An 18,942-nucleotide genomic window follows, 5' to 3' on the forward strand; every position below is an offset into this window, starting at 1 on the left:
GCGGCGCCTCACTCGTAGAAGACGCGCTCGACGACCTGGCGCGCGCGACGGGTCACGCGCAGGTAGTCGTTGATCATCTCCTCGGTGTGGTCCTGGCCGATCCCCAGCAGGTGCGCCAGCCCGGCCCGGTCGGCCGCGGTCTCGACCATCGACTCGGCGCTCTTGGCGCGCCACAGGACCACGCCGTTGCGGATGCGGGCGACCATGAGCCACGCGTCGACCAGGGCGTCGACGTCCTCGGCGCACAGGATCTCGGCCTCCCCCGCGGCCCGCAGCGCCTCGATCGTGCGCGTCGTGCGCAGCGCCGGGATCTCGTGAGCGTGCTGCATCTGCAGCAGCTGGATCGTCCACTCGACGTCCGCCAGCCCACCGCGGCCGAGCTTGAGGTGCGTGTTCGGGTTCGCGCCGCGCGGCAGCCGCTCGGAGTCGACGCGCGCCTTGATGCGGCGGATCTCGCGGACCTGCTTCTCGGTGAGCCCGCCCTCGGGGTAGCGCAGCGGGTCGATGAGGGCCGTGAAGCGCTCGCACAGGTCCCGGTCGCCCACGGCGGCCTCGGCGCGCAGCAGCGCCTGCGCCTCCCACGTGTCGGCCCACTTCTCGTAGTAGGCCGCGTACGCGGCGAAGGTCCGCACGAGCGGCCCGTTCTTGCCCTCGGGGCGCAGGTCGGCGTCGATCTCGAGCGCCGGGTCGTCGCCGGCGGCACCGAGCATCTTGCGGATCAGCTGGGCGATCCACAGCGCGCAGGCCTTCGCCTCGTCGGCGTCGGCGCCCTCGACCGGGTCGTGCACGAACATGACGTCCGCGTCCGAGCCGTAGCCCGCCTCGTGACCGCCGAGGCGCCCCATGAGGACGATCGCGTTGCGCGTCGGCAGCGGCCGGTCGTCGTGCTCGAGGCGCCACGCCGACTCCGCGACCGTGAGGGTCGCGGCGATCGTGGCGGTGTTGATCGCGCTGAGGGACTCCCCCACCGCCACGACGTCGAGGCGGCCGAGCACGTCGGCCATCGCCACGCGCGACAGCTCGCGGCGCCGGATCCGGCGGATCGCGCGGACGGCCGAGTCGGGCACCGGATGGCGCGAGGCCGCGAGCCGCATCTCGGTGTCGAGCCGGTCGAGGTCGCGCGGCACGAGCGCCTCGTCGTCGCCGAGCAGCGCCACCGAGTCCGGCGCGCGCCGGATCAGGTCGGTGACGTACGTGCTGGACGAGAGCATGTGGGCGAACTGCTGCGCCCCCGTGCCCTCGTCGCGCAGCTTGCGCAGGTACCAGGGCGAGTCGCCGAGCTCCTCGGAGATCTGCCGGAAGGCCAGCAGCGCGGCGTCGGGGTTGGGCGACTCGGCGAACCAGTCCAGCATCGCGGGCAGCAGCGAGCGGTGGATCGCGGCGCGTCGGCGCACGCCCGAGGTGAGCGCGCTGATGTGGGCCATCGCGCCCTTCGGGTCGCTGTACCCGAGCGCGGCGAGGCGGTCCTGCGCCGCCTCGGTGCTCAGCCGCAGGCGGTCCTCGGGCAGCGCCGCGACCGCCTCGAGCAGCGGGCGGTAGAAGATCTTCTCGTGCAGGCGGCTGACGATCCGCCGGTGCGCCTGCCACTCCTTGACCAGGTTGTCGGCCGGATTCGTGCGAAAGCCCATGCTGCGGCCGATGCGGCGCAGGTCCTCGGTGTCCTCGGGCACGAGGTGCGTGCGCTGCAGGCGGAACAGCTGGATGCGGTGCTCGAGGGCGCGCAGGAACTCGTAGGCGTCCTCGAGCGCCGAGCCGTCGCGCCGGCCGACGTAGCCGCGCTCGGTCAGCTCGCGCAGCGCCTCGAGCGTGTTGGCGCTGCGGATGTGCTCGTCGACGCGGCCGTGCACGAGCTGCAGCAGCTGCACCGCGAACTCGACGTCGCGCAGGCCGCCGCTGCCGAGCTTGAGCTCGCGGTCGCGGTGCGCGGCGGGGATGTTCTCCACGACGCGGCGGCGCATGCGGCGCACGTCGGTCACGAAGTCCTCGCGACGGGCCGCCTGCCACACGAGCGGCTGCAGCGCGGCGAGGTACTGGTCGGCCAGCTCGCGGTCGCCCGCGGCGTACCGCGCCTTGAGCAGCGCCTGGAACTCCCACGTGACGGCCCAGCGGTCGTAGTACGCGACGTGGCTGCCGAGGGTGCGGCTGAGCGGGCCCTGCTTGCCCTCGGGGCGCAGGTTGGGGTCGACCTCCCAGATCGTGCCCTCGGCCGTGTGGTCGCCGCAGATCCGGATGATCGCCGAGGCCATGCGCGTGGCCGCGGAGAACGCCTTGTGCTCGTCGGCGCCGTCGGTGGCCTCGTGGACGAAGATGACGTCGACGTCGCTGACGTAGTTCAGCTCGTGCCCGCCGGTCTTGCCCATCGCGATGACGCTCAGGCGCACGAGGTCGGCGTCGTGCTCGGCCGCGGCGGCCAGGCGGTGCGCGGCGCCCAGTGTCGCGACGGCCAGGTCGGACAGCTCGCCCGAGGACTGCTCGAACGTCGTGTACGCGTTCAGGTCGCGCGCCGCGATGACGGCGAGGGCGCGGTGGTACCGCACCCGCAGGCTGTCCGCGTCGGCCACGTCGGACATCCACTCGCGGTACTCGTCCTCGGTGGCGGCGCGCTGGCGCATCTCGTCCTCGGCGAGGTCGAAGACGTACTGCGGGTGCCGGCGCCAGAACTCGCCGATCGCGCGGCTCGTGCCCAGGACGATGAGCACGCGCTCGCACAGGACGGCGTCGTCCTGCAGCGCGGCCAGGACGCGCGGGCCCTCGTCGGTCTCGTGGATCGCCACGAGCGAGGCCAGGGCGGTGTCGGGATCGGCGACGGCGCTGATCTGCTCGCGCAGGCCGTCGGAGATCTCGCCCAGCCGGGCCAGGTTCGCGGCCGCGGTCTCGGGGTCGGCGAAGCGCGTCCGGGTCACGGGCAGTCCTACAGGACCGGCATCAGCCGGTCGATCTCGAACTGCGTCACCTGCGAGCGGTAGTCCTGCCACTCCGCGCGCTTGTTGCGCAGGAAGAAGTCGAACACGTGCTCGCCGAGCGTCTCGGCGACGAGCTCGCTGGACTCCATCGTGCGGATCGCCTCGTCGAGGTTGCGCGGCAGCGGGGCGATGCCCATCGCGCGGCGCTCGTTCTCGCTGAGCGACCACACGTCGTCCTCGGCCTCGGGCGGCAGCTTGTACTCGTTCTCGATGCCCTTGAGGCCCGCGGCCAGGATCAGCGCGTACGCCAGGTACGGGTTGCAGGCCGAGTCCAGGGCGCGCAGCTCGACGCGGGCCGAGCCCGACTTGTGCGGCTTGTACATCGGCACGCGCACGAGCGCCGAGCGGTTGTTGTGGCCCCAGCACACGTAGTTCGGCGCCTCGCCGCCCCAGGCGAGGCGCTTGTACGAGTTCACCCACTGGTTCGTCACGGCCGTGATCTCGGGGGTGTGCTCCAGGACGCCCGCGATGAACGCGCGGCCGGTCTTGCTGAGCTGGTACTCGGCGCCGGCCTCGTAGAAGGCGTTCTCGTCGCCCTCGAACAGCGACACGTGCGTGTGCATGCCCGAGCCCGGGTGGTCGGTGAACGGCTTGGGCATGAACGAGGCCCACTTGCCCTGGCTCAGCGCGACCTCGCGCACGATCGTGCGGAACGTCATGATGTTGTCGGCCATCGACAGCGCGTCGGCGTACCGCAGGTCGATCTCCTGCTGGCCCGGGCCGCCCTCGTGGTGGCTGAACTCGACCGAGATGCCCATCGCCTCGAGCATCGTGATGACCTCGCGGCGGAAGTCCTGGCTGGCGCCCTGGGCCGTGTGGTCGAAGTAGCCGCTGTCGTCCACGGCGACGGGGCGCGTGCCGGGCTCGGGCTTGCTCTTGAAGACGAAGAACTCGATCTCGGGATGCGTGTAGAAGGTGAACCCGGCGTCGGCGGCCTTGGCCAGCGCCCGCTTGAGGACGTAGCGCGGGTCGGCGTACGAGGGGCTGCCGTCGGGCATCGCGATGTCGCAGAACATGCGCGCGGTGGCGGGCGTCTCGCCGCGCCACGGCAGGATCTGGAACGTCGAGGGATCGGGCTTGGCGAGCATGTCGGCCTCGTGCACGCGGGCGAAGCCCTCGATCGCGGAGCCGTCGAAGCCGATGCCCTCCTCGAAGGCGCCCTCGAGCTCGGTCGGCGCGATCGCCACGGACTTCAGCGAGCCCAGCACGTCGGTGAACCAGAGGCGGACGAAGCGGACGTCCCGCTCCTCGATCGCGCGTAGGACGAAGTCCTCCTGCTTACCCATGCGGCTCAGTGTAGGGGCGGCCCCGGGCGCCGACCGCGCAGGTTTGCCCGCGCCCACGCCGCCGTCCTCCCAACTTCTGGAACGGGATCGACCCCCTGCCGCGCGGATCACGCCGAACGCGTTCCGAAAGTCGCGAGCGGCCGTCTGGTCCTACGCTGGGAACCGTGCCCCAACTTCGTCTCGCACTCGCCCAGGTCAACGCCGTCGTCGGGGACGTCGACGGCAATCTCGAACTCGTCATGGACAGCGCCCGCGCCGCGCACGAGGCCGGCGCCCACGTGCTCGTCACGCCCGAGATGGTGCTGACGGGCTACCCCATCGAGGACATGGCGTACCGCAAGTCGTTCATCGAACGCTCCCAAGCAGCCGTGCGGACGCTCGCGACTCGGCTCGACGAGGAGGGCCTCGGCGAGCTCGTCGTCATCGTCGGCCACCTCGACCGCTCCCGGGACGTGCCGGACCGCCTCGGCGTCCCCAAGAACGCCCCCGTGAACGCGGCCTCGGTCATCACCGGCGGCGAGGTCGTCACCCGCTACGACAAGCACCACCTGCCGAACTACGGCGTGTTCGACGAGTTCCGCCACTTCGTGCCCGGCGACCGCACCCAGATCATCCAGGTCCACGGCGTCGACATCGCGATCGCCATCTGCGAGGACATCTGGCAGGAGGGCCCGTCGAAGGCCGCCAAGGAGGCCGAGGCCGGCCTGCTCGTCGTGCTCAACGGCTCGCCGTACGAGGCCGCCAAGGACGACGACCGGTTCGAGCTGTGCGCGCGGCGCGCCCGCGAGGGCGAGTGCGTCGTCGCCTACGCCAACCTCGTCGGCGGCCAGGACGAGCTGGTCTTCGACGGCGACTCGATCGTCGTCGACTCCCGCGGCGAGGTCATCGCCCGCGCGCGTCAGTTCGAGTCCGAGCTGCTCGTGGCCGACCTGGACCTGCAGGCCGCGACGGCGCAGATGCCCGAGCCGGGCACGCGCTTCGAGGGCCTGCTCGTCGAGCGCACCGTCATCAGCAGCGACCCCCTCCCGGCGTACGAGCCGATCGAGGGCAGCGTCGCCGAGCGCTGGGACGACCTCGGCGAGCGCTGGCAGGCCATCGTGCTGGGCCTGCGGGACTACGTCGAGAAGAACGGCTTCCCCTCGGTCCTGCTGGGCATGTCCGGCGGCATCGACTCCACGCTCGTGGCGGCCATCGCGGTGGACGCCCTCGGCCCCGACCGCGTCTTCGGCGTCTCGAACCCCAGCGAGTGGTCCACCGAGCACTCGCGCACCGACGCCGAGGACCAGGCCAAGCGCACGGGCCTGGACCTGCGCACCGTCCCTATCGCGCCGATCTTCGACGCCTACCAGGACGCGCTGAGCCTCGAGGGCGTCGCGGAGGAGAACCTGCAGGCCCGCATCCGCGCCGTCATCTGGATGGGCCTGTCCAACGCCGAGAACCACCTCGTGCTGGCGTGCGGCAACAAGTCCGAGCTGGCCACCGGCTACTCGACGATCTACGGCGACGCGGTGGGCGGCTACGCCCCCATCAAGGACGTGCCGAAGACGATCGTGTGGGAGCTGGCGAAGTGGCGCAACGCCTGGGCCGAGTCGCAGGGCGAGACGCCGCCGATCCCGCCGAACACGATCTCGAAGGAGCCGTCCGCCGAGCTGCGTCCCGGCCAGCGCGACTCCGACAGCCTGCCGCCCTACCCCGTGCTGGACGGCATCCTCGACGCCTACGTCGAGCAGGACCTCGGCTCGGACGACGTCGTGGCGCTGGGCTTCGACACCGAGATCGTCGAGAAGGTCATCACGTTGGTCGACCGGGCCGAGTACAAGCGCCGCCAGTACCCGCCGGGACCCAAGATCAGCAAGCGCAACTTCGGCCGCGACCGCCGCGTCCCGATCACCAACCGGTGGCGCGAGCACCTCTGATCCAGCGCGCTAGCATGGCCGCGTCCGTGGACCTCGCCGAGGCCGCGAGATGACAAGGAGAGCACCGTGGCTGATCCCACCTCGACCGATTCCGCCCTGCCCGAGGAGCCGTCGCCGTACGGCTCGGGCCCGACCACCGACCCGTCGATCCGGCGGGTGCGCACCCACCACCTGCAGCAGTGGAAGCAGCAGGGTCACCCGTGGGTCATGCTGACCACGTACGACCAGTACAGCGCCCAGATCTTCGAGGAGGCGGGCGTCCCCGTCCTGTTCATCGGGGACTCGGCCGCCAACAACGTCTACGGCTACGAGTCGTCGCTGCCGATCACGGTCGACGAGATGCTGCCGCTCGTGAAGGCCGTGACGCGCACCGCGAAGCGGGCGCTCGTGGTGGCGGACCTGCCGTTCGGCTCGTACCAGCGCTCCCCCGAGCAGGGCTACGACACCGCCGTGCGGTTCATGAAGGAGGGCCTGGCGCACGCCGTCAAGCTCGAGGGCGGCGCCGAGATGGCCCCGCAGATCAAGAAGATGACCGACGGCGGCATCCCGGTCATGGCGCACATCGGCTTCACGCCCCAGTCCGAGCACAACCTCGGCGGCTACCGCGTCCAGGGGCGCGGCGACGCGGCGAGCAAGCTCATGGACGACGCGCTCGCGGTCCAGGAGGCCGGCGCGTTCTCCGTGGTGATGGAGATGGTGCCCGCGCCGATCGCCAAGGAGATCACGCAGACGCTGCACATCCCCACGATCGGCATCGGCGCCGGGCCGGACTGCGACGCCCAGGTGCTCGTGTGGCAGGACATGATGGGCCTGCGCACGGGACGCGCCCCGCGCTTCGTCAAGCGCTACGCGGACCTGCACTCGATCATGCTCGAGGCCACCCGCGAGTTCATCGACGACGTCGCGCAGGGCACGTTCCCGGGCCCGGAGCACACGTTCGACAGCTGACGCTCAGGCGTCCGGGTCGTCGTTCCACTTCGGGTCGTCGTCCCACGCCTCGTTGCGCTCCTCGACCTTCTCGAGGGCTCGGGCCGCCTCGGCCTCCGTCTCATAGGGGCCGAGGCGGTCCGACGCACGGCACCCGTCCTGACCCTCGACCGTGTGGTGCTTGAGGCAGAAGAAGTAGCTCATGCGCGTCAGCCTAGGGGCAGATCAGCCCTGCGGCACCCAGGCCATCTCGTCCGGGTCCGGGCCGATCCGGCGGCCGGCGTCGAGGGCCGAGATGGCCCCCATGTCGGCGTCGGAGAGCTCGAAGTCGAACACGTCGAAGTTCTGCTTCAGGCGCTCGACCGAGGACGCCTTCGGGAACACGATGTCGCCGCGCTGCAGGTGCCAGCGCAGCACGACCTGCGAGACGCTGCGGCCCGTGCTGGTCGCGATCGCCTGCAGCGCCGGGTCCTCGAAGACCTGGCCCTGCGCGAGCGGCGACCACGCCTCGGTGGCGACGCCGTGCTCGGCGTTGACGGCGCGCAGGTCGTCCTGCGTGAAGTAGGGGTGGACCTCGATCTGGTTCACGGCCGGGACGACGGTGGCCTCCTGCACGACGCGGCGCAGGTGCGAGGACTGGAAGTTCGAGACGCCGATCGCGCGCGCCTTGCCCGCCGAGTAGGCCTCCTCCATCGCCTTCCACGTGTCGACGAAGTCGATGTCGATCGTCGGCAGCGGCCAGTGGATGAGGAACAGGTCGACCTGGTCGAGCTGCAGCTTCTCCAGCGACTCGTCGAGGGCCTTCGCCACGACGGCGGGGTCGTGGCGGTTGTTGTTGAGCTTGGTGGTCACGAATACCTCGTCACGGGCCAGGCCCGACGCGGCGATCGCGGCGCCGACGCCGGCCTCGTTGCCGTACATCTGCGCGGTGTCGATGTGGCGGTAGCCGATCTCGAGGGCCTCGGCGACGCGGTCCTGGGCCGTCTCCGGCGGGACCTGCCACGTGCCGTAGCCGAACTGCGGGATCTGGACGCCGTTGTTGAGCGTGAGTGTGGGAACGGTCATGACTCCGACGCTACGGGCCGCGACCTCGCGAGGCACGGCGGGCGGGCGTCGGGTGGCACACACCGGGCCGCGGACGGCGCGGGGCGGTCGCCGTCAGCGGTCGCTCCGGTCATCATGCGATCGTCAGGTCGCGATCGGCGTGGTCGGCCGCGGCCCGCCGGGCTCGCTCCGGGTCGCGATCGGCGATGGCCTCGAGGATGCGCGCGTGGTCGGCGAGCCGCTCGGCCCGCGTGATGGACGAGCGCAACGCGCCGCGGCGCATCGAGGAGCGGATGCCGCGCAGCAGCCCCGCGTACAGGTCCGCGAGCAGCGAGTTGCCCGCCGCCTCCACGACGATCGCGTGGAACTCGCCGGGCGTCTCTCCGCGGACGATCCCCTGCGAGGCGTCGCCGGCGACGTCGCGCTCGTGCGCCGCCCTGAGCCGGGCGAGCTGGTCGACGGTGCGCAGCAGCGCCGCCAGCCCGGTCGCCTCGACCTCGAGCATGCGCCGCACCTGGAGGACCTCGGCCGCGTCGTGCTGGCCGAGGAACTCCGACAGCACCGAGCTGACCGGGTTGACCGAGCGGACGAACGTGCCGCGACTGCGGGCGGGCTCGAGCATGCCCATCGCGGCGAGCGAGCTGACGGCCTCACGGATCGTGCTGCGCCCGACGCCGAGCTCGGCCATGAGCTGCGACTCCGTGGGGATCCGGCTGTTCAGCGGCCACCGACCCGACGTGATGTTCTCGGTCAGGATGCGCAGCGTCTCGCGCGAGCGGTCCGTGCCGCGACCCGGCGGGCGTGTGGTCATGGTGCCCGAAGTCTAGGCCGGTCGGCATGGCCGGAGGGGCGTCACGAGCGCTCGAGCTCGGCCCTGAGCCACGCGTTCCGCTCCTCGAGCAGCCCGGTCATGTACCGGGTCAGCACGAGGCGGTTCACGAGCCGGCCGATCGGACCGGCGGGCGAGGCGAACTCGACGCGATCGGTCATCAGCGTCCCGTCCGGCACCGGCGCGAAGACGTGCTCGTGGCGCCACGAGCGGAACGGCCCGCGGACCTGCTCGTCCACGAATCGGTGTGGCGAGTCGTACTCCGTGATCGCCGAGGTCATCGTGAACGGCACGCCGAAGTGCCGCGCCCGCCACGTGACCCGGTCCCCGGGCCCCATGACGCCGGTCGTGACCCCGCCGATCGCCTGCTCGCCCGAGTCCCCCATCGAGGCGGTGTGCGCCTCGACGGTCAGGCTCAGCTCGAAGCACGCCGCGACGGGCGCGGCGATCCGCGTCATCAGGGTCAGGGAGGGCACGGCCAGAGCCTAGGGGCGAATGAGCCGGCCTGTAAGCCGGATTCTGTCCTGCCGGAGCAGGGGCGGCCATCCATCTGGGATGCCCATTGCTGGACACCTCGGTGCGACCTACCTGCCGCGTCGGACGAGCAGCCCTGCGGCACAGCCCGTGAGGGCCATCTTGGTCTTGCTCCCGGTGGGGTTTACCGAGCCACGACGGTCACCCGCCGTGCTGGTGAGCTCTTACCTCACCGTTTCACCCTTACCCGCACCACCCGAGGGTGGCCGCTGGCGGTCTGTTCTCTGTGGCACTGTCCCGCACGTCGCCGTGGGTGGCTGTTGGCCACCACCGTCGCTCTGTGGAGTCCGGACTTTCCTCGACGCCCCGAAGGCGCCGCGGCCGCCCGGCCGACTCATTCGCGGGTCCATCGTACGGACCCTCGGTCACGGCTGTCACACCACGCCCGCTAGGGTTGAGGCATCGAAAGGGAGTAGTCCCCAATCGCTGCATCGACACACTGAGCCCCGGCTCCGGTGCAGCGGGCCAGGCCACTGGCGGACGAGACTTTCGACCGGATTCGTGTACGACGAGCCCGGTCGAGGCTCGTCGCACACCCAGGCTCCTCGTCCGGGTGGACGAGGAGCTTTTCTGATGGAAGCAGTGTTCATCGCTGCCGCCCTGGTGTTCGTCGCCGAGCTCGGCGACAAGAGCCAGCTCATGGCCATGACGTTCGCGACGCGCTACCGCGCGCGGACGGTGATCATCGGCATGGGCATCGCGTGCGCCGTCATCAACCTGGCGTCCGCGCTGATCGGCGAGGCGCTCGGGCGCTTCATCCCCGAGGACGCCCTGCGCATCGTCGCGGGCGTCGTCTTCCTGGCCTTCGCCGCGCTGACCGCCTGGTCCCTGCGCGGCGAGGAGCACGAGGAGGAGCTGGCGATCGTCCCCCACAGCGGCCAGGCGCTGCTCGCGGTCGGCCTGGCGTTCTCGCTGGCCGAGCTGGGCGACAAGACGATGTTCGCCACGATGACGCTCGCGACCCAGTACCCGTGGTGGTGGGTCTGGATCGGCAGCACCGCGGGCATGGTCGTGTCGATCACGCTCGCGGTGCTGCTGGGCAAGCAGATCCTCAAGGTGATGCCCGTGCGCGCGGTGCACGCCTTGGCCGCCGTGCTGTTCGCGGCCCTCGGCATCTGGATGCTGGTCGGCTGACTAGGGTGGTTCGGTGCTGATCCTGCTGCCGCCGTCCGAGGGCAAGACGGCTCCCGAGAACGGTCCCGCGCTCGACCTCGAGGCGCTGTCCTCGCCCGTCCTGCGCCGCACGCGCGAGCAGCTGCTGAATGCCCTGGTGCGGCTCAGCTCGACAAGGCGCGCGGCCGAGATCCTGGGCCTCGGGCCGCAGCAGGCCGCCGACATCGAGCGCAACGCGCGGCTGCGCGAGGAGCCGTCCGCCCCGGCCATCGAGGTCTACACCGGAGTCCTCTACGGCGAGCTCGACTGGGCCGGCCTCGACGCCGACGCGCGGGAGCGTGGCCGCGAGACGCTCGCGATCGCCTCGGCGCTGTTCGGGCTCGTCCGGCCGCACGATCTCATCCCCGCGTACCGGATGAGCGGCTCGGTCACGCTGCCGCGCCTGGGCACCGTCGCGAGCCGGTGGAAGCCGGTCGTCCCCCGCGCGATCGAGGAGCTGGCCGCCGGTGAGCTCGTCGTCGACCTGCGCTCGGGCACGTACGTCGCACTGGGCGCGGCGCCGGCCGGCTCGGTGACGATGCGCGTGATCACCGAGACTGAAGGCCGGCGCTCGATCGTCAGCCACAGCAACAAGGCCACGAAGGGCCGCATCGTCGGCCAGCTGCTGGCCGAGGGCGTCGAGGCCAAGGACGCCGACGGCCTCGCCGACGCCTTGCGCGACCTCGGCTGGGAGATCGAGTCCTCGGGCCCCGCGCGCCTCGACGTGATCCTGCGCTGACCTCAGCGCTACGGGACGACGGAGAAGTTGCGCAGGCTGGGCGTGCCGTCGGGCCACCACGTGATCGTCGTGATCGCCGCAGGCGCGAGCTCCATGCGGTGCAGGACGCCCATGTCCGCCTGCAGCGCGTCGCGCACCATGAGCTTGATGGGCGTGACATGGCTGACCACGACCACCGTGCGCCCGGCGTGACGCTCGAGCAGCCGGTCCCGCGCCGCCGCGACCCGCTGGGCGACGGCGTCGAACGACTCGCCTCCGGGCGGGGCGACGGCCGTCGAGCCCAGCCAGGCGTCCAGCTCGGCGGGGAACGCCTTCATGATCTCGGCGAACGAGGAGCCGTCCCACTCGCCGAACGCGGCCTCGGCGAAGCCCTCGTCGACCTCGACCGGCAGCCCGAGCCGCTCGGCGACGTGCGCCGCGGTCTGGCGGGTGCGCAGCAGCGGCGACGCCACGATCGCGTCCGCTCCCCCGCGCTCGGCGATCCACGCGGCGGCGCGCCGGGCCTGCTCGACGCCCTCGTCGACGAGCGGCAGGTCCGCTCCCCCGGAGCCGCTGAACAGCTTCTTCTGCGTGTGCGAGGTGACGCCGTGCCGCAGCAGGATCACGGTGGTCGGGTCGCCCTGCATCGCGCCGCGCCACCCGGGCGTCGCGGCCTTGCGGTCGCGCGGCTCGGTGAACGCGGCAGGCGCCTCCGGCGGCTCGTCGGCCAGCTGCACGGGCGCGGCGGAGTCGAACGAGCTCACCAGCCCCGATCGGCCGGCCTTCTCGGCGTCGAGCGCCTTGTTGGCCAGCGCGTCGGCGCGCGCGTTCTGGGCTCGCGGGACCCAGGTCCACGTGACCGGGCCGAGGTCGCGCACGATCGCCTGCGCCCGCATCGCGAGCGGCTTCATGTCGGGGTGCTTGATCCGCCAGCGGCCCGCCATCTGCTCGATGACCAGCTTGGAGTCCATGCGGACCTCGAGCGGCTCGCCGGGGGCGTGCTCGCGCGCCAGCTCGAGCGCGCAGATCAGCCCGCGGTACTCCGCGACGTTGTTCGTGGCGATGCCGATCGTCTCGCCACGGTCCGCGACCAGCACGCCGTCGCGCAGCAGCGCGGACCCGTAGGCGGCCGGCCCCGGGTTGCCGCGCGATCCTCCGTCGGCCTCGGCGACCCAGCCCATCAGATGCTGGACTCGGCCGTGCGCACGAGGATGCGGCTGCACTCGGGGCAGCGCAGCACCGTGTCGGCCGGCTCGGCGGCGAGCTCGCGCAGGTCGGCACCGTTGATCTCGAGGTGACAGCCCCCGCAGCGGCGGTCGCGCAGCTCGGCGGCACCCAGGCCGCCGTGACTGCCCGCGACCTTCTGGTAGAGCGTGAACAGGTCCTCGGGCACGCGCGGCAGCACGTCACCGCGGGCGGCGGACGCCTGCGCGGCCTCGGCCTCGATCGCGGTGACCTTCTCGTCGCGCGCGGCCACGAGCTCGTCGCGGGCGGCGTTCTCGGCGTCGAGCTCGGACTGGACCCGGGCGAGCTCGGCCTGCGCGGTCTCGAGCTCCTCCATCACCTCGATCTCCTCGTCCTCGAGGACCGAGATGCGGCGGGCGAGGGCCTCGAGCTCGCTCTGCAGGCTCGACAGCTCCTTCGGGTTGGTGATCGCCCCGGACGCCATCCGGTCCTCGTCACGGGTGCGGCGCGCCTTGACCAGCTCGACCTCGTTCTCGGCCTTGGACTGCGCCCGCTCGAGGTCGGACACGCGCGTCTGCGCCGCGATGCGCTGACCGTCGAGGGCGCGGATGCGCTCGTCGGCGGCGGCGATCTGGGCCAGCTCGGGCAGGTGGGCGCGGCGGTGGTTGAGCTGCGCCAGGACCGAGTCCTGCTCCTGCAGATCGAGCAGGGCCTGCTGCGCGGACGGGTCAGCCTTCACGTGTGACTCCTCATGACAATGTGCGGCTCCACGGATCGGTGACGATCTGCGAGACGTGGGTCTTCACCGTATCGCCCAGCGCGTCGCGGACCGCCGCCGCCACGGTGGGCAGCCAGGTCCACTCGGCGGCCCAGTGCGGCACGTCCACGACGGCGCACGCGCCGGGTCGCTCGAGGTGCTCGCTGACCGGGTGGTGGCGCAGGTCGGAGGTCACGTACACGTCCGCGCCCTCGGCCTGGGCGGTGCCGAGCAGGAAGTCGCCGGACCCGCCGCACAGCGCGACGGTCTCGACGACGCGGTCGAGGTCGCCGGCGACGCGCGTGGCGCCGTGGTGCGCCGGCAGCGAGGCGCGGACGTGGTCGGCGAACGCCGAGAGCGCCATGGGCGTGTTGAGCCGTCCGATGCGGCCCGTGCCGCGCTCGCTAGGCTGCGCGGCGAGCGGCCACAGGTCGTACGCGACCTCCTCGTAGGGGTGCGCCGCGATCATCGCGGCCCGCACCTGCTCGCGGATGCGCTCGTCGGCGATGACCTCGACGGCGGTCTCCTCGACCCACTCGACCTCACCGACCGAGCCGATCGCGGGGTCCGCGCCCTCGAGCGGGCGGAACGAGCCGCGCCCGTCGCTCTGGAACTGCGCGAGGTCGTAGTCGCCGAGCTTGCCGGCACCCGCCTCGTGCATCGCCGCCGCGACCTTCGCCGCGTCCTCGCGCGGGACGTAGACGATCCACTTGTCCAGCGGCGACTCCTGGTCCGTCTCCAGCGGGCGCAGGTCGGACAGCCCGAGGGCGAGCGCCATCGACTCGCTGACGCCCCGCGGGGCGCTGTCGGCGTTGGTGTGGCACGTGTGCAGCGCGATCCCGTTGGAGATGAGCGTGTGGATCACCCTGCCCTTGGGCGTGGTGGCGGCGACCGACGTCGTGCCCTTGAGGTAGAGCGGGTGGTGGGTCACGACGAGGTCGGCGCCGATCCGCACGGCCTCGTCGGCGACCGCCTGCACGGGGTCGACCGCGAACAGGATCGTGGAGACCTCGGCGTCCGGGTCGCCGGCCACCGTGCCGACGGCGTCCCAGTCGTCGGCCCAGCGCGGGTCGTAGAGCTCATCGAGGACGGCGATCACGTCACGCAACGCAGGCATGCCCCCGAGTCTGGCACGCGTCGTGCTCACGCCTCGAACACCTGGAAGTTCGCCGGCAGCCCCGGCTCGACCGCGGCGGCCGGCTCCTTCGCCGACCACCCGCGGTCGACGTCGCCGGGCGCCTGGCGGATGCCGCGCAGGCGGAACGGCAGTCCCGCCGCGCGCAGCGGGCGGGCCCGGTCCATGAGCTGGACGTGCAGGTGCGGCTCGGACGTGTTGCCCGAGTTGCCGACCTCGCCGATGACGTCGCCCGCGGCGACCCGGTCCCCCACGGCCACGCGCGCGGAGCCGCGCCGAAGGTGCGCGGAGAGCGAGAACAGGGTGCCGCCGTGGTCGATCACGACGTGGTTGCCGACCACCGCCGCGGGGCCGCCGAGATCGCGCAGCCCGTCGATCACCATCATGTACGCGAACGCGAGCCACGACGTGCGCGAGCGATGGTCACGCCGGCCGTCGACAACGCTGACGACCGTGCCGTCGGCCACCGCGTGGATCGGCTCGCCGAAGGACGAGAAGCCCTCGGGTCGCTCGAACCCGCCGAGCAGGGGGTACGACGGCGTCGTGCCCTCGGGCCGGGGATGGATGATGTCGACGGCGTGCGACTGCCCGTAGCCGCGCACGCCGTGGCTGGGGACCGCGGACGCGGGACTGTGCACCACGGTCCACCGCCCGCGGACGGGGCTCTCGATCTCGACCGGCGGGACGTCGTCGCGGCGTGGCGGGCGCACGAGCGCCAGCGCGAAGAGCACGAGCGTGAGCGGGCCGGCCACGGCGTACGGCACCTGCGGCAGCAGCCCGGACACGACGGCGGCGAGGAAGCCCCACGCCCAGACGGGGAACAGTCCGCTGACGGCGCGCCGCCACGCGCCGCGCTCGGCGCGGCTCCTGGACTCCATCAGGCCCAGCCTCAGGCGACGGAGGCCAGGGCGAACGGCAGGACCGCCGGAGCGCCCGCGCGGCGCAGCTCGCGCGCGGCCACGGTGAGCGTCCACCGGCTGTCGACCAGGTCGTCGACCAGCAGCACCGGTCCCCCGACATCGGCCACCGCCTGCCGCAACTCGGGGCCGACCGCGAACCGTCCCCACACCGAGGCGAGCCGGAAGGCGCTGTTGCCCCCGGTCTCGGCGCGCGGCACGTGCGGGTCGAGGTCGAGCGTGCCGAGCATCGGCAGCCGGCCCAGGCGCGCGATCGCCGCGGCGGTCGAGGCGACCAGCAGCGGCCGGGTCACCGAGGGCATCGCCACGACCCCCGCGGGCCGCTGCTCCCACGGCCAGTCGCGCAGCGCGCGCACGACGGCCCCGACGAGCGGCTCGGGAATCTCGCGGTCGGGCGCTCCGGCCGCGAACAGCTCGCGCAGCGTGCCGCCCCAGCCCAGGTCGGTCAGGCGCGCGACCACGCGGCCGGTCTCGGCGCGCTCCTCGACGGCGATGCGTCCCTTGACCTCGACTCCGCGCCGGTCCGCACCGGTGGGCCACTGACCACGCGGCTCGATCGGGACGCCGACGCGATCGAGCGCCTCGGTGGCGGCGCCGACCGTCGCCTCGGGGACGTCCGTGGGATACCAGGGGCTGGCGCACACGTCGCACCGCCCGCACGGGGCAGCCGAGGGGTCGTCCAGCTCGCGCTGCAACAGCTCCATCCGGCAGGTCTCGCCCGCCTGATAGGTGAGCATCGCCTGCTGCTCGTGCTCGCGGGCGGCGGCGATCCGCGCGTACCGCTCCGCGTCGTACGTCCACGGCCGGCCCGTGGCGACCCATCCCCCGCGCACCTTCTGGACGGCTCCGTCGACGTCCAGCACCTTGAGCAGCAGCTCGAGCTGGGTGCGCTTGATGTCGACGAGCGCCTCGAGCGCCGGCGTGGAGACCGGCTCGGCCCCGAGCTGGCCGATCACCCGGTTCGCGCGCTCCGGGTCGGGCATCGACGCGGTCGCGAAGTACCGCCAGATCTCGCGGTCCTCGGCGCCGGGCAGCAGCAGCACCTCGGCCTTGTCCGTGGCGCGGCCCGCGCGGCCGACCTGCTGGTAGTACGCCACGGGCGACGACGGCGCGCCCAGGTGCACCACGAAGCCGAGGTCGGGCTTGTCGAAGCCCATGCCGAGCGCGCTCGTGGCGACGAGCGCCTTGACCCGGTTGTCCTTCAGGGCCTGCTCGAGCTGCTCGCGCTCGGCCGGGTCGGTGCGGCCCGTGTACGCCTGCACCTCGTGCCCCGCCTCGCGCAGCAGCCGCGCCGTGTCCTCGGCCGCCGAGACGGTGAGCGCGTAGACGATGCCGCTGCCGGGCAGGTCCGTGAGGTGCGCCACGAGCCAGCCGAGACGCTGCTTGGCGGTGGGCAGCGTGAGGCTGCCGAGCCGCAGCGAGTCGCGGGCCAGCGACCCGCGCAGCGTCAGCACGTCGCCGCCCAGCTGCTCGGCGACGTCCGCGACCACGCGCGCGTTCGCGGTGGCCGTGGTGGCCAGCACCGGCACGTCGCGGCCGAGCGACTCGATCAGGTGGGCCAGCCGGCGGTAGTCGGGACGGAAGTCGTGACCCCAGTCCGAGATGCAGTGCGCCTCGTCGACGACGAGCAGGCCCATGCGCTGGAGCAGGCGCGGCAGCTGCTGCTCGCGGAACGTGGGGTTGTTGAGCCGCTCGGGCGAGACGAGCAGGACGTCCACCGTGTCGGCGGCGAGCCGTGCCTCGATGTCGTCCCACTCCTCGACCGTGGCGGAGTTGATCGCCGCGGCACGCACGCCCGCGCGCTCGGCGGCGGCGACCTGGTCGCGCATGAGCGCCAGCAGCGGCGACACGAGCACCGTGGGCCCGGCGCCGCGCGCTCGCAGCAGGGCCGTCGCGACGAAGTACACCGCGGACTTGCCCCAGCCGGTCCGCTGGACGACCAGCGCGCGGCGGCCCTCGTCGACGAGCGCGGAGATCGCCTCGAGCTGGCCGTCGTGGAACCGAGCGTCCTCGCGCCCGGTCAGGGCGCGGAGTCGCTGCAGGGCGTCATGGGCGGTCTCGGTCGCGATCGCGGTCATGCCCCGATCGTGACAGGCGGGTCCGACAAGCGTTCCGGGCCGTCCACAGCCCCGCTCAGCGGTGGTGACGCTGCAGGGAGATCTCGAGCCAGTACGCCAGGCTCTCGTCGTCCGCGATCGCCTCGGCCGCGACCTCGATCCAGTTGGCCTCCATCGTCCGCGTCGGACCGATGAGCGCCGGTCCCACGCCGGGACGCGCCAGCAGCTCGGCGCGCCGCCGGGGGTCGATGCGCACCAGCAGGGCGCCGCCGCGCCGCGCCGCCACCGCGATCGACCCGTCCACCATGAACGTGAGGCTGCCGAACATCATGACCTCGCGCGGGTCGTGGTGGGCGATCGCGCGGCGGATCCGCGCGGCGACCTCGTCCCGAGCGGCGTCCGCGGGCATGGCCCCTCCTCAGGTCAGCTTCATCGTGGTGACGCACGTGGCGTCGTCGGGCGAGCTCGTCGAGATCGCCGCGGTGGACTGCCGGTCCTCGTGCCCGATCGTCAGCGTGGCCCGCGTGCCCCGCGGCACCCACAGGCCGACGAACCCGTTGTCGTACGTCCGCCGCGTCTCGTCCAGCAGCACCGACCCGTCGGCGCCCGTCAGTCGCACGGTGACCGCCGCGCCCCGCAGCTCGCCCAGGCACGTCGTGAGGCTGTGGAAGTGGCACTCATGCGTCTGCTCCACGTACGGGGCCACGGCCACGTAGATCTCGTCGCGCGGCATCGGGAGGCGCTCCTCCCGGCCGGCGGGGTCGCTCAGGACGAGCTCGTCGGGACGGACCGACGCCATGAGGTCCTTCGGGCGTCCCTCCACCGCCATCGTGTCGAGGCGCTCGATCACCTCACGCGCGTCCAGGCCCGCGAGTCCGTGCGCGGCGAGCAGTCCTCCGGGCGCGCCCTCGTCCGCGTCGTCCGGTGCGGCACCGCATCCCGCCAGCGCGAGGACGGCGATCGCCAGCAGGTGCAGGACGATGCCTCGACGGTCACGGGTGGCGGTGATCATGGTGTCCCTTCCGGGTCGGGCGCTGCTCAGCGGGTCGTTCCTCCAGCGTAGGCCTGAGCCGGGTGCCCCGGTCCTGCTCCACGCGGCCGACCCCGGACCCGGCGTAGGTTCGAAACGTGACGGCCGTCGACGCCTGGCGCAGGGAGCTCGAGGCGCTCGAGCCCGCCGCGTGGCCGGCGTTCCTGACCGCGCGCTCCGGCCTGCCCGGGCCCCGGGCCGATCTCTCCCTCGTGCAGGCCGCGGCCGAGTCCGCAGACGCGGAGGTCGTCGAGGCCCTCCTGGCGCACGGCGGCGAGTACGCGACGATGTGCGCCGCCGCGGCGGCCGGTCGCCGGGCGGACGACCCGGCGTCCGAGCGGACGACGCGGCTCCTCGCCGCGGACGACCGGTGGCGCGTGCGCGAGGGCGTCGCGATCGGACTGCAGCTGCTAGGTGTACTCGGCTGAGACGTTCATGACAGTCGGCTGATCGGGGGTAGTCCTTCGAGGGCTGTGTGGCGTCGTCCAGTGT

Annotated in this window: 18 protein-coding genes and 1 other RNA gene; 5 read left to right on the forward strand and 14 right to left on the reverse strand. The window is 72.6% G+C overall.

All coding sequences use genetic code 11. The features are described from left to right. Window positions 1-8: 8 nt before the first annotated feature. Window positions 9-2,903, reverse strand: coding sequence for a bifunctional [glutamine synthetase] adenylyltransferase/[glutamine synthetase]-adenylyl-L-tyrosine phosphorylase (locus AB3M81_RS06550; protein WP_412903099.1), 2,895 nt, complete (start codon window positions 2,901-2,903; stop codon window positions 9-11). 8 nt (window positions 2,904-2,911) lie between these two features. Then, entirely contained in the window at window positions 2,912-4,249 is a 1,338-nt protein-coding gene (locus AB3M81_RS06555; RefSeq protein WP_412903100.1) for a glutamine synthetase family protein, read from the reverse strand. Between the two features lie 164 nt (window positions 4,250-4,413). Here AB3M81_RS06555 and AB3M81_RS06560 point away from each other — a divergent pair, with 164 nt between their 5' ends. Both AB3M81_RS06560 and panB read left to right on the forward strand, forming a co-directional pair. After that, a complete protein-coding gene (locus AB3M81_RS06560; protein WP_412903101.1) occupies window positions 4,414-6,165 on the forward strand; it encodes an NAD+ synthase in 1,752 nt (583 codons plus the stop codon). Window positions 6,166-6,231: 66 nt separating this feature from the next. Then, window positions 6,232-7,113, forward strand: coding sequence for a 3-methyl-2-oxobutanoate hydroxymethyltransferase (panB, locus tag AB3M81_RS06565; protein ID WP_412903102.1), 882 nt, complete (start codon window positions 6,232-6,234; stop codon window positions 7,111-7,113). 3 nt (window positions 7,114-7,116) lie between these two features. Here the strand turns inward: panB and AB3M81_RS06570 are convergent, their stop codons facing one another. From AB3M81_RS06570 to rnpB, 5 genes are all read right to left on the reverse strand, one after another. Beyond that, a complete protein-coding gene (locus AB3M81_RS06570) occupies window positions 7,117-7,296 on the reverse strand; it encodes a hypothetical protein (RefSeq protein WP_412903103.1) in 180 nt (59 codons plus the stop codon). Window positions 7,297-7,317: 21 nt separating this feature from the next. Next, entirely contained in the window at window positions 7,318-8,157 is an 840-nt protein-coding gene (locus AB3M81_RS06575; RefSeq protein ID WP_412903104.1) for an aldo/keto reductase, read from the reverse strand. 112 nt (window positions 8,158-8,269) lie between these two features. Continuing rightward, window positions 8,270-8,947: a FadR/GntR family transcriptional regulator gene (locus AB3M81_RS06580; RefSeq protein WP_412903105.1), complete on the reverse strand. Its 678-nt coding sequence runs from the start codon at window positions 8,945-8,947 to the stop codon at window positions 8,270-8,272. A 41-nt stretch (window positions 8,948-8,988) separates the two neighbouring features. Then, window positions 8,989-9,441 carry an SRPBCC family protein gene (locus AB3M81_RS06585; RefSeq protein WP_412903106.1) on the reverse strand — a complete coding sequence of 151 codons (453 nt, stop codon included), beginning with the start codon at window positions 9,439-9,441 and terminating at the stop codon, window positions 8,989-8,991. 16 nt (window positions 9,442-9,457) lie between these two features. Then, an RNA gene (rnpB, locus tag AB3M81_RS06590) (RNase P RNA component class A) lies at window positions 9,458-9,836 on the reverse strand. A gap of 236 nt (window positions 9,837-10,072) precedes the next feature. On the opposite strand from rnpB, the gene AB3M81_RS06595 reads away from it, so the two are divergent. Both AB3M81_RS06595 and AB3M81_RS06600 read left to right on the forward strand, forming a co-directional pair. Then, a complete protein-coding gene (locus AB3M81_RS06595) occupies window positions 10,073-10,633 on the forward strand; it encodes a TMEM165/GDT1 family protein (protein ID WP_412903107.1) in 561 nt (186 codons plus the stop codon). A 13-nt stretch (window positions 10,634-10,646) separates the two neighbouring features. After that, the gene (locus AB3M81_RS06600; RefSeq protein ID WP_412903108.1) at window positions 10,647-11,390 is read left to right on the forward strand and encodes a YaaA family protein; all 744 of its coding nucleotides are present in this window, start codon (window positions 10,647-10,649) and stop codon (window positions 11,388-11,390) included. Between the two features lie 8 nt (window positions 11,391-11,398). Here the strand turns inward: AB3M81_RS06600 and AB3M81_RS06605 are convergent, their stop codons facing one another. The 7 genes from AB3M81_RS06605 to AB3M81_RS06635 are packed head-to-tail and all read right to left on the reverse strand — an operon-like array spanning window position 11,399 to window position 18,432. Further along, window positions 11,399-12,550 (reverse strand): bifunctional RNase H/acid phosphatase, encoded by a 1,152-nt coding sequence (locus AB3M81_RS06605; protein ID WP_412903109.1) that lies wholly within the window; start codon window positions 12,548-12,550, stop codon window positions 11,399-11,401. Then, window positions 12,550-13,293: a zinc ribbon domain-containing protein gene (locus AB3M81_RS06610; RefSeq protein WP_412903110.1), complete on the reverse strand. Its 744-nt coding sequence runs from the start codon at window positions 13,291-13,293 to the stop codon at window positions 12,550-12,552. The genes AB3M81_RS06605 and AB3M81_RS06610 overlap by 1 nt, the downstream gene beginning before the upstream one ends. A gap of 10 nt (window positions 13,294-13,303) precedes the next feature. Then, entirely contained in the window at window positions 13,304-14,428 is a 1,125-nt protein-coding gene (locus AB3M81_RS06615; protein WP_412903111.1) for a Nif3-like dinuclear metal center hexameric protein, read from the reverse strand. A gap of 26 nt (window positions 14,429-14,454) precedes the next feature. Continuing rightward, complete coding sequence (locus AB3M81_RS06620; RefSeq protein WP_412903112.1) at window positions 14,455-15,324, reverse strand: murein hydrolase activator EnvC family protein; 870 nt, start codon at window positions 15,322-15,324, stop codon at window positions 14,455-14,457. Between the two features lie 11 nt (window positions 15,325-15,335). Further along, window positions 15,336-17,441 carry a RecQ family ATP-dependent DNA helicase gene (locus tag AB3M81_RS06625; RefSeq protein ID WP_412903113.1) on the reverse strand — a complete coding sequence of 702 codons (2,106 nt, stop codon included), beginning with the start codon at window positions 17,439-17,441 and terminating at the stop codon, window positions 15,336-15,338. 55 nt (window positions 17,442-17,496) lie between these two features. Then, window positions 17,497-17,829, reverse strand: coding sequence for a TfoX/Sxy family protein (locus AB3M81_RS06630; protein WP_412903114.1), 333 nt, complete (start codon window positions 17,827-17,829; stop codon window positions 17,497-17,499). A gap of 9 nt (window positions 17,830-17,838) precedes the next feature. Then, window positions 17,839-18,432, reverse strand: coding sequence for a CueP family metal-binding protein (locus AB3M81_RS06635; RefSeq protein WP_412903115.1), 594 nt, complete (start codon window positions 18,430-18,432; stop codon window positions 17,839-17,841). A 116-nt stretch (window positions 18,433-18,548) separates the two neighbouring features. On the opposite strand from AB3M81_RS06635, the gene AB3M81_RS06640 reads away from it, so the two are divergent. After that, a complete protein-coding gene (locus tag AB3M81_RS06640; protein WP_412903116.1) occupies window positions 18,549-18,878 on the forward strand; it encodes a hypothetical protein in 330 nt (109 codons plus the stop codon). Window positions 18,879-18,942: the final 64 nt, after the last annotated feature.

The organism is Aeromicrobium jepli, from assembly GCF_047246605.1.
Classification (GTDB): Bacteria; Actinomycetota; Actinomycetes; order Propionibacteriales; family Nocardioidaceae; genus Aeromicrobium.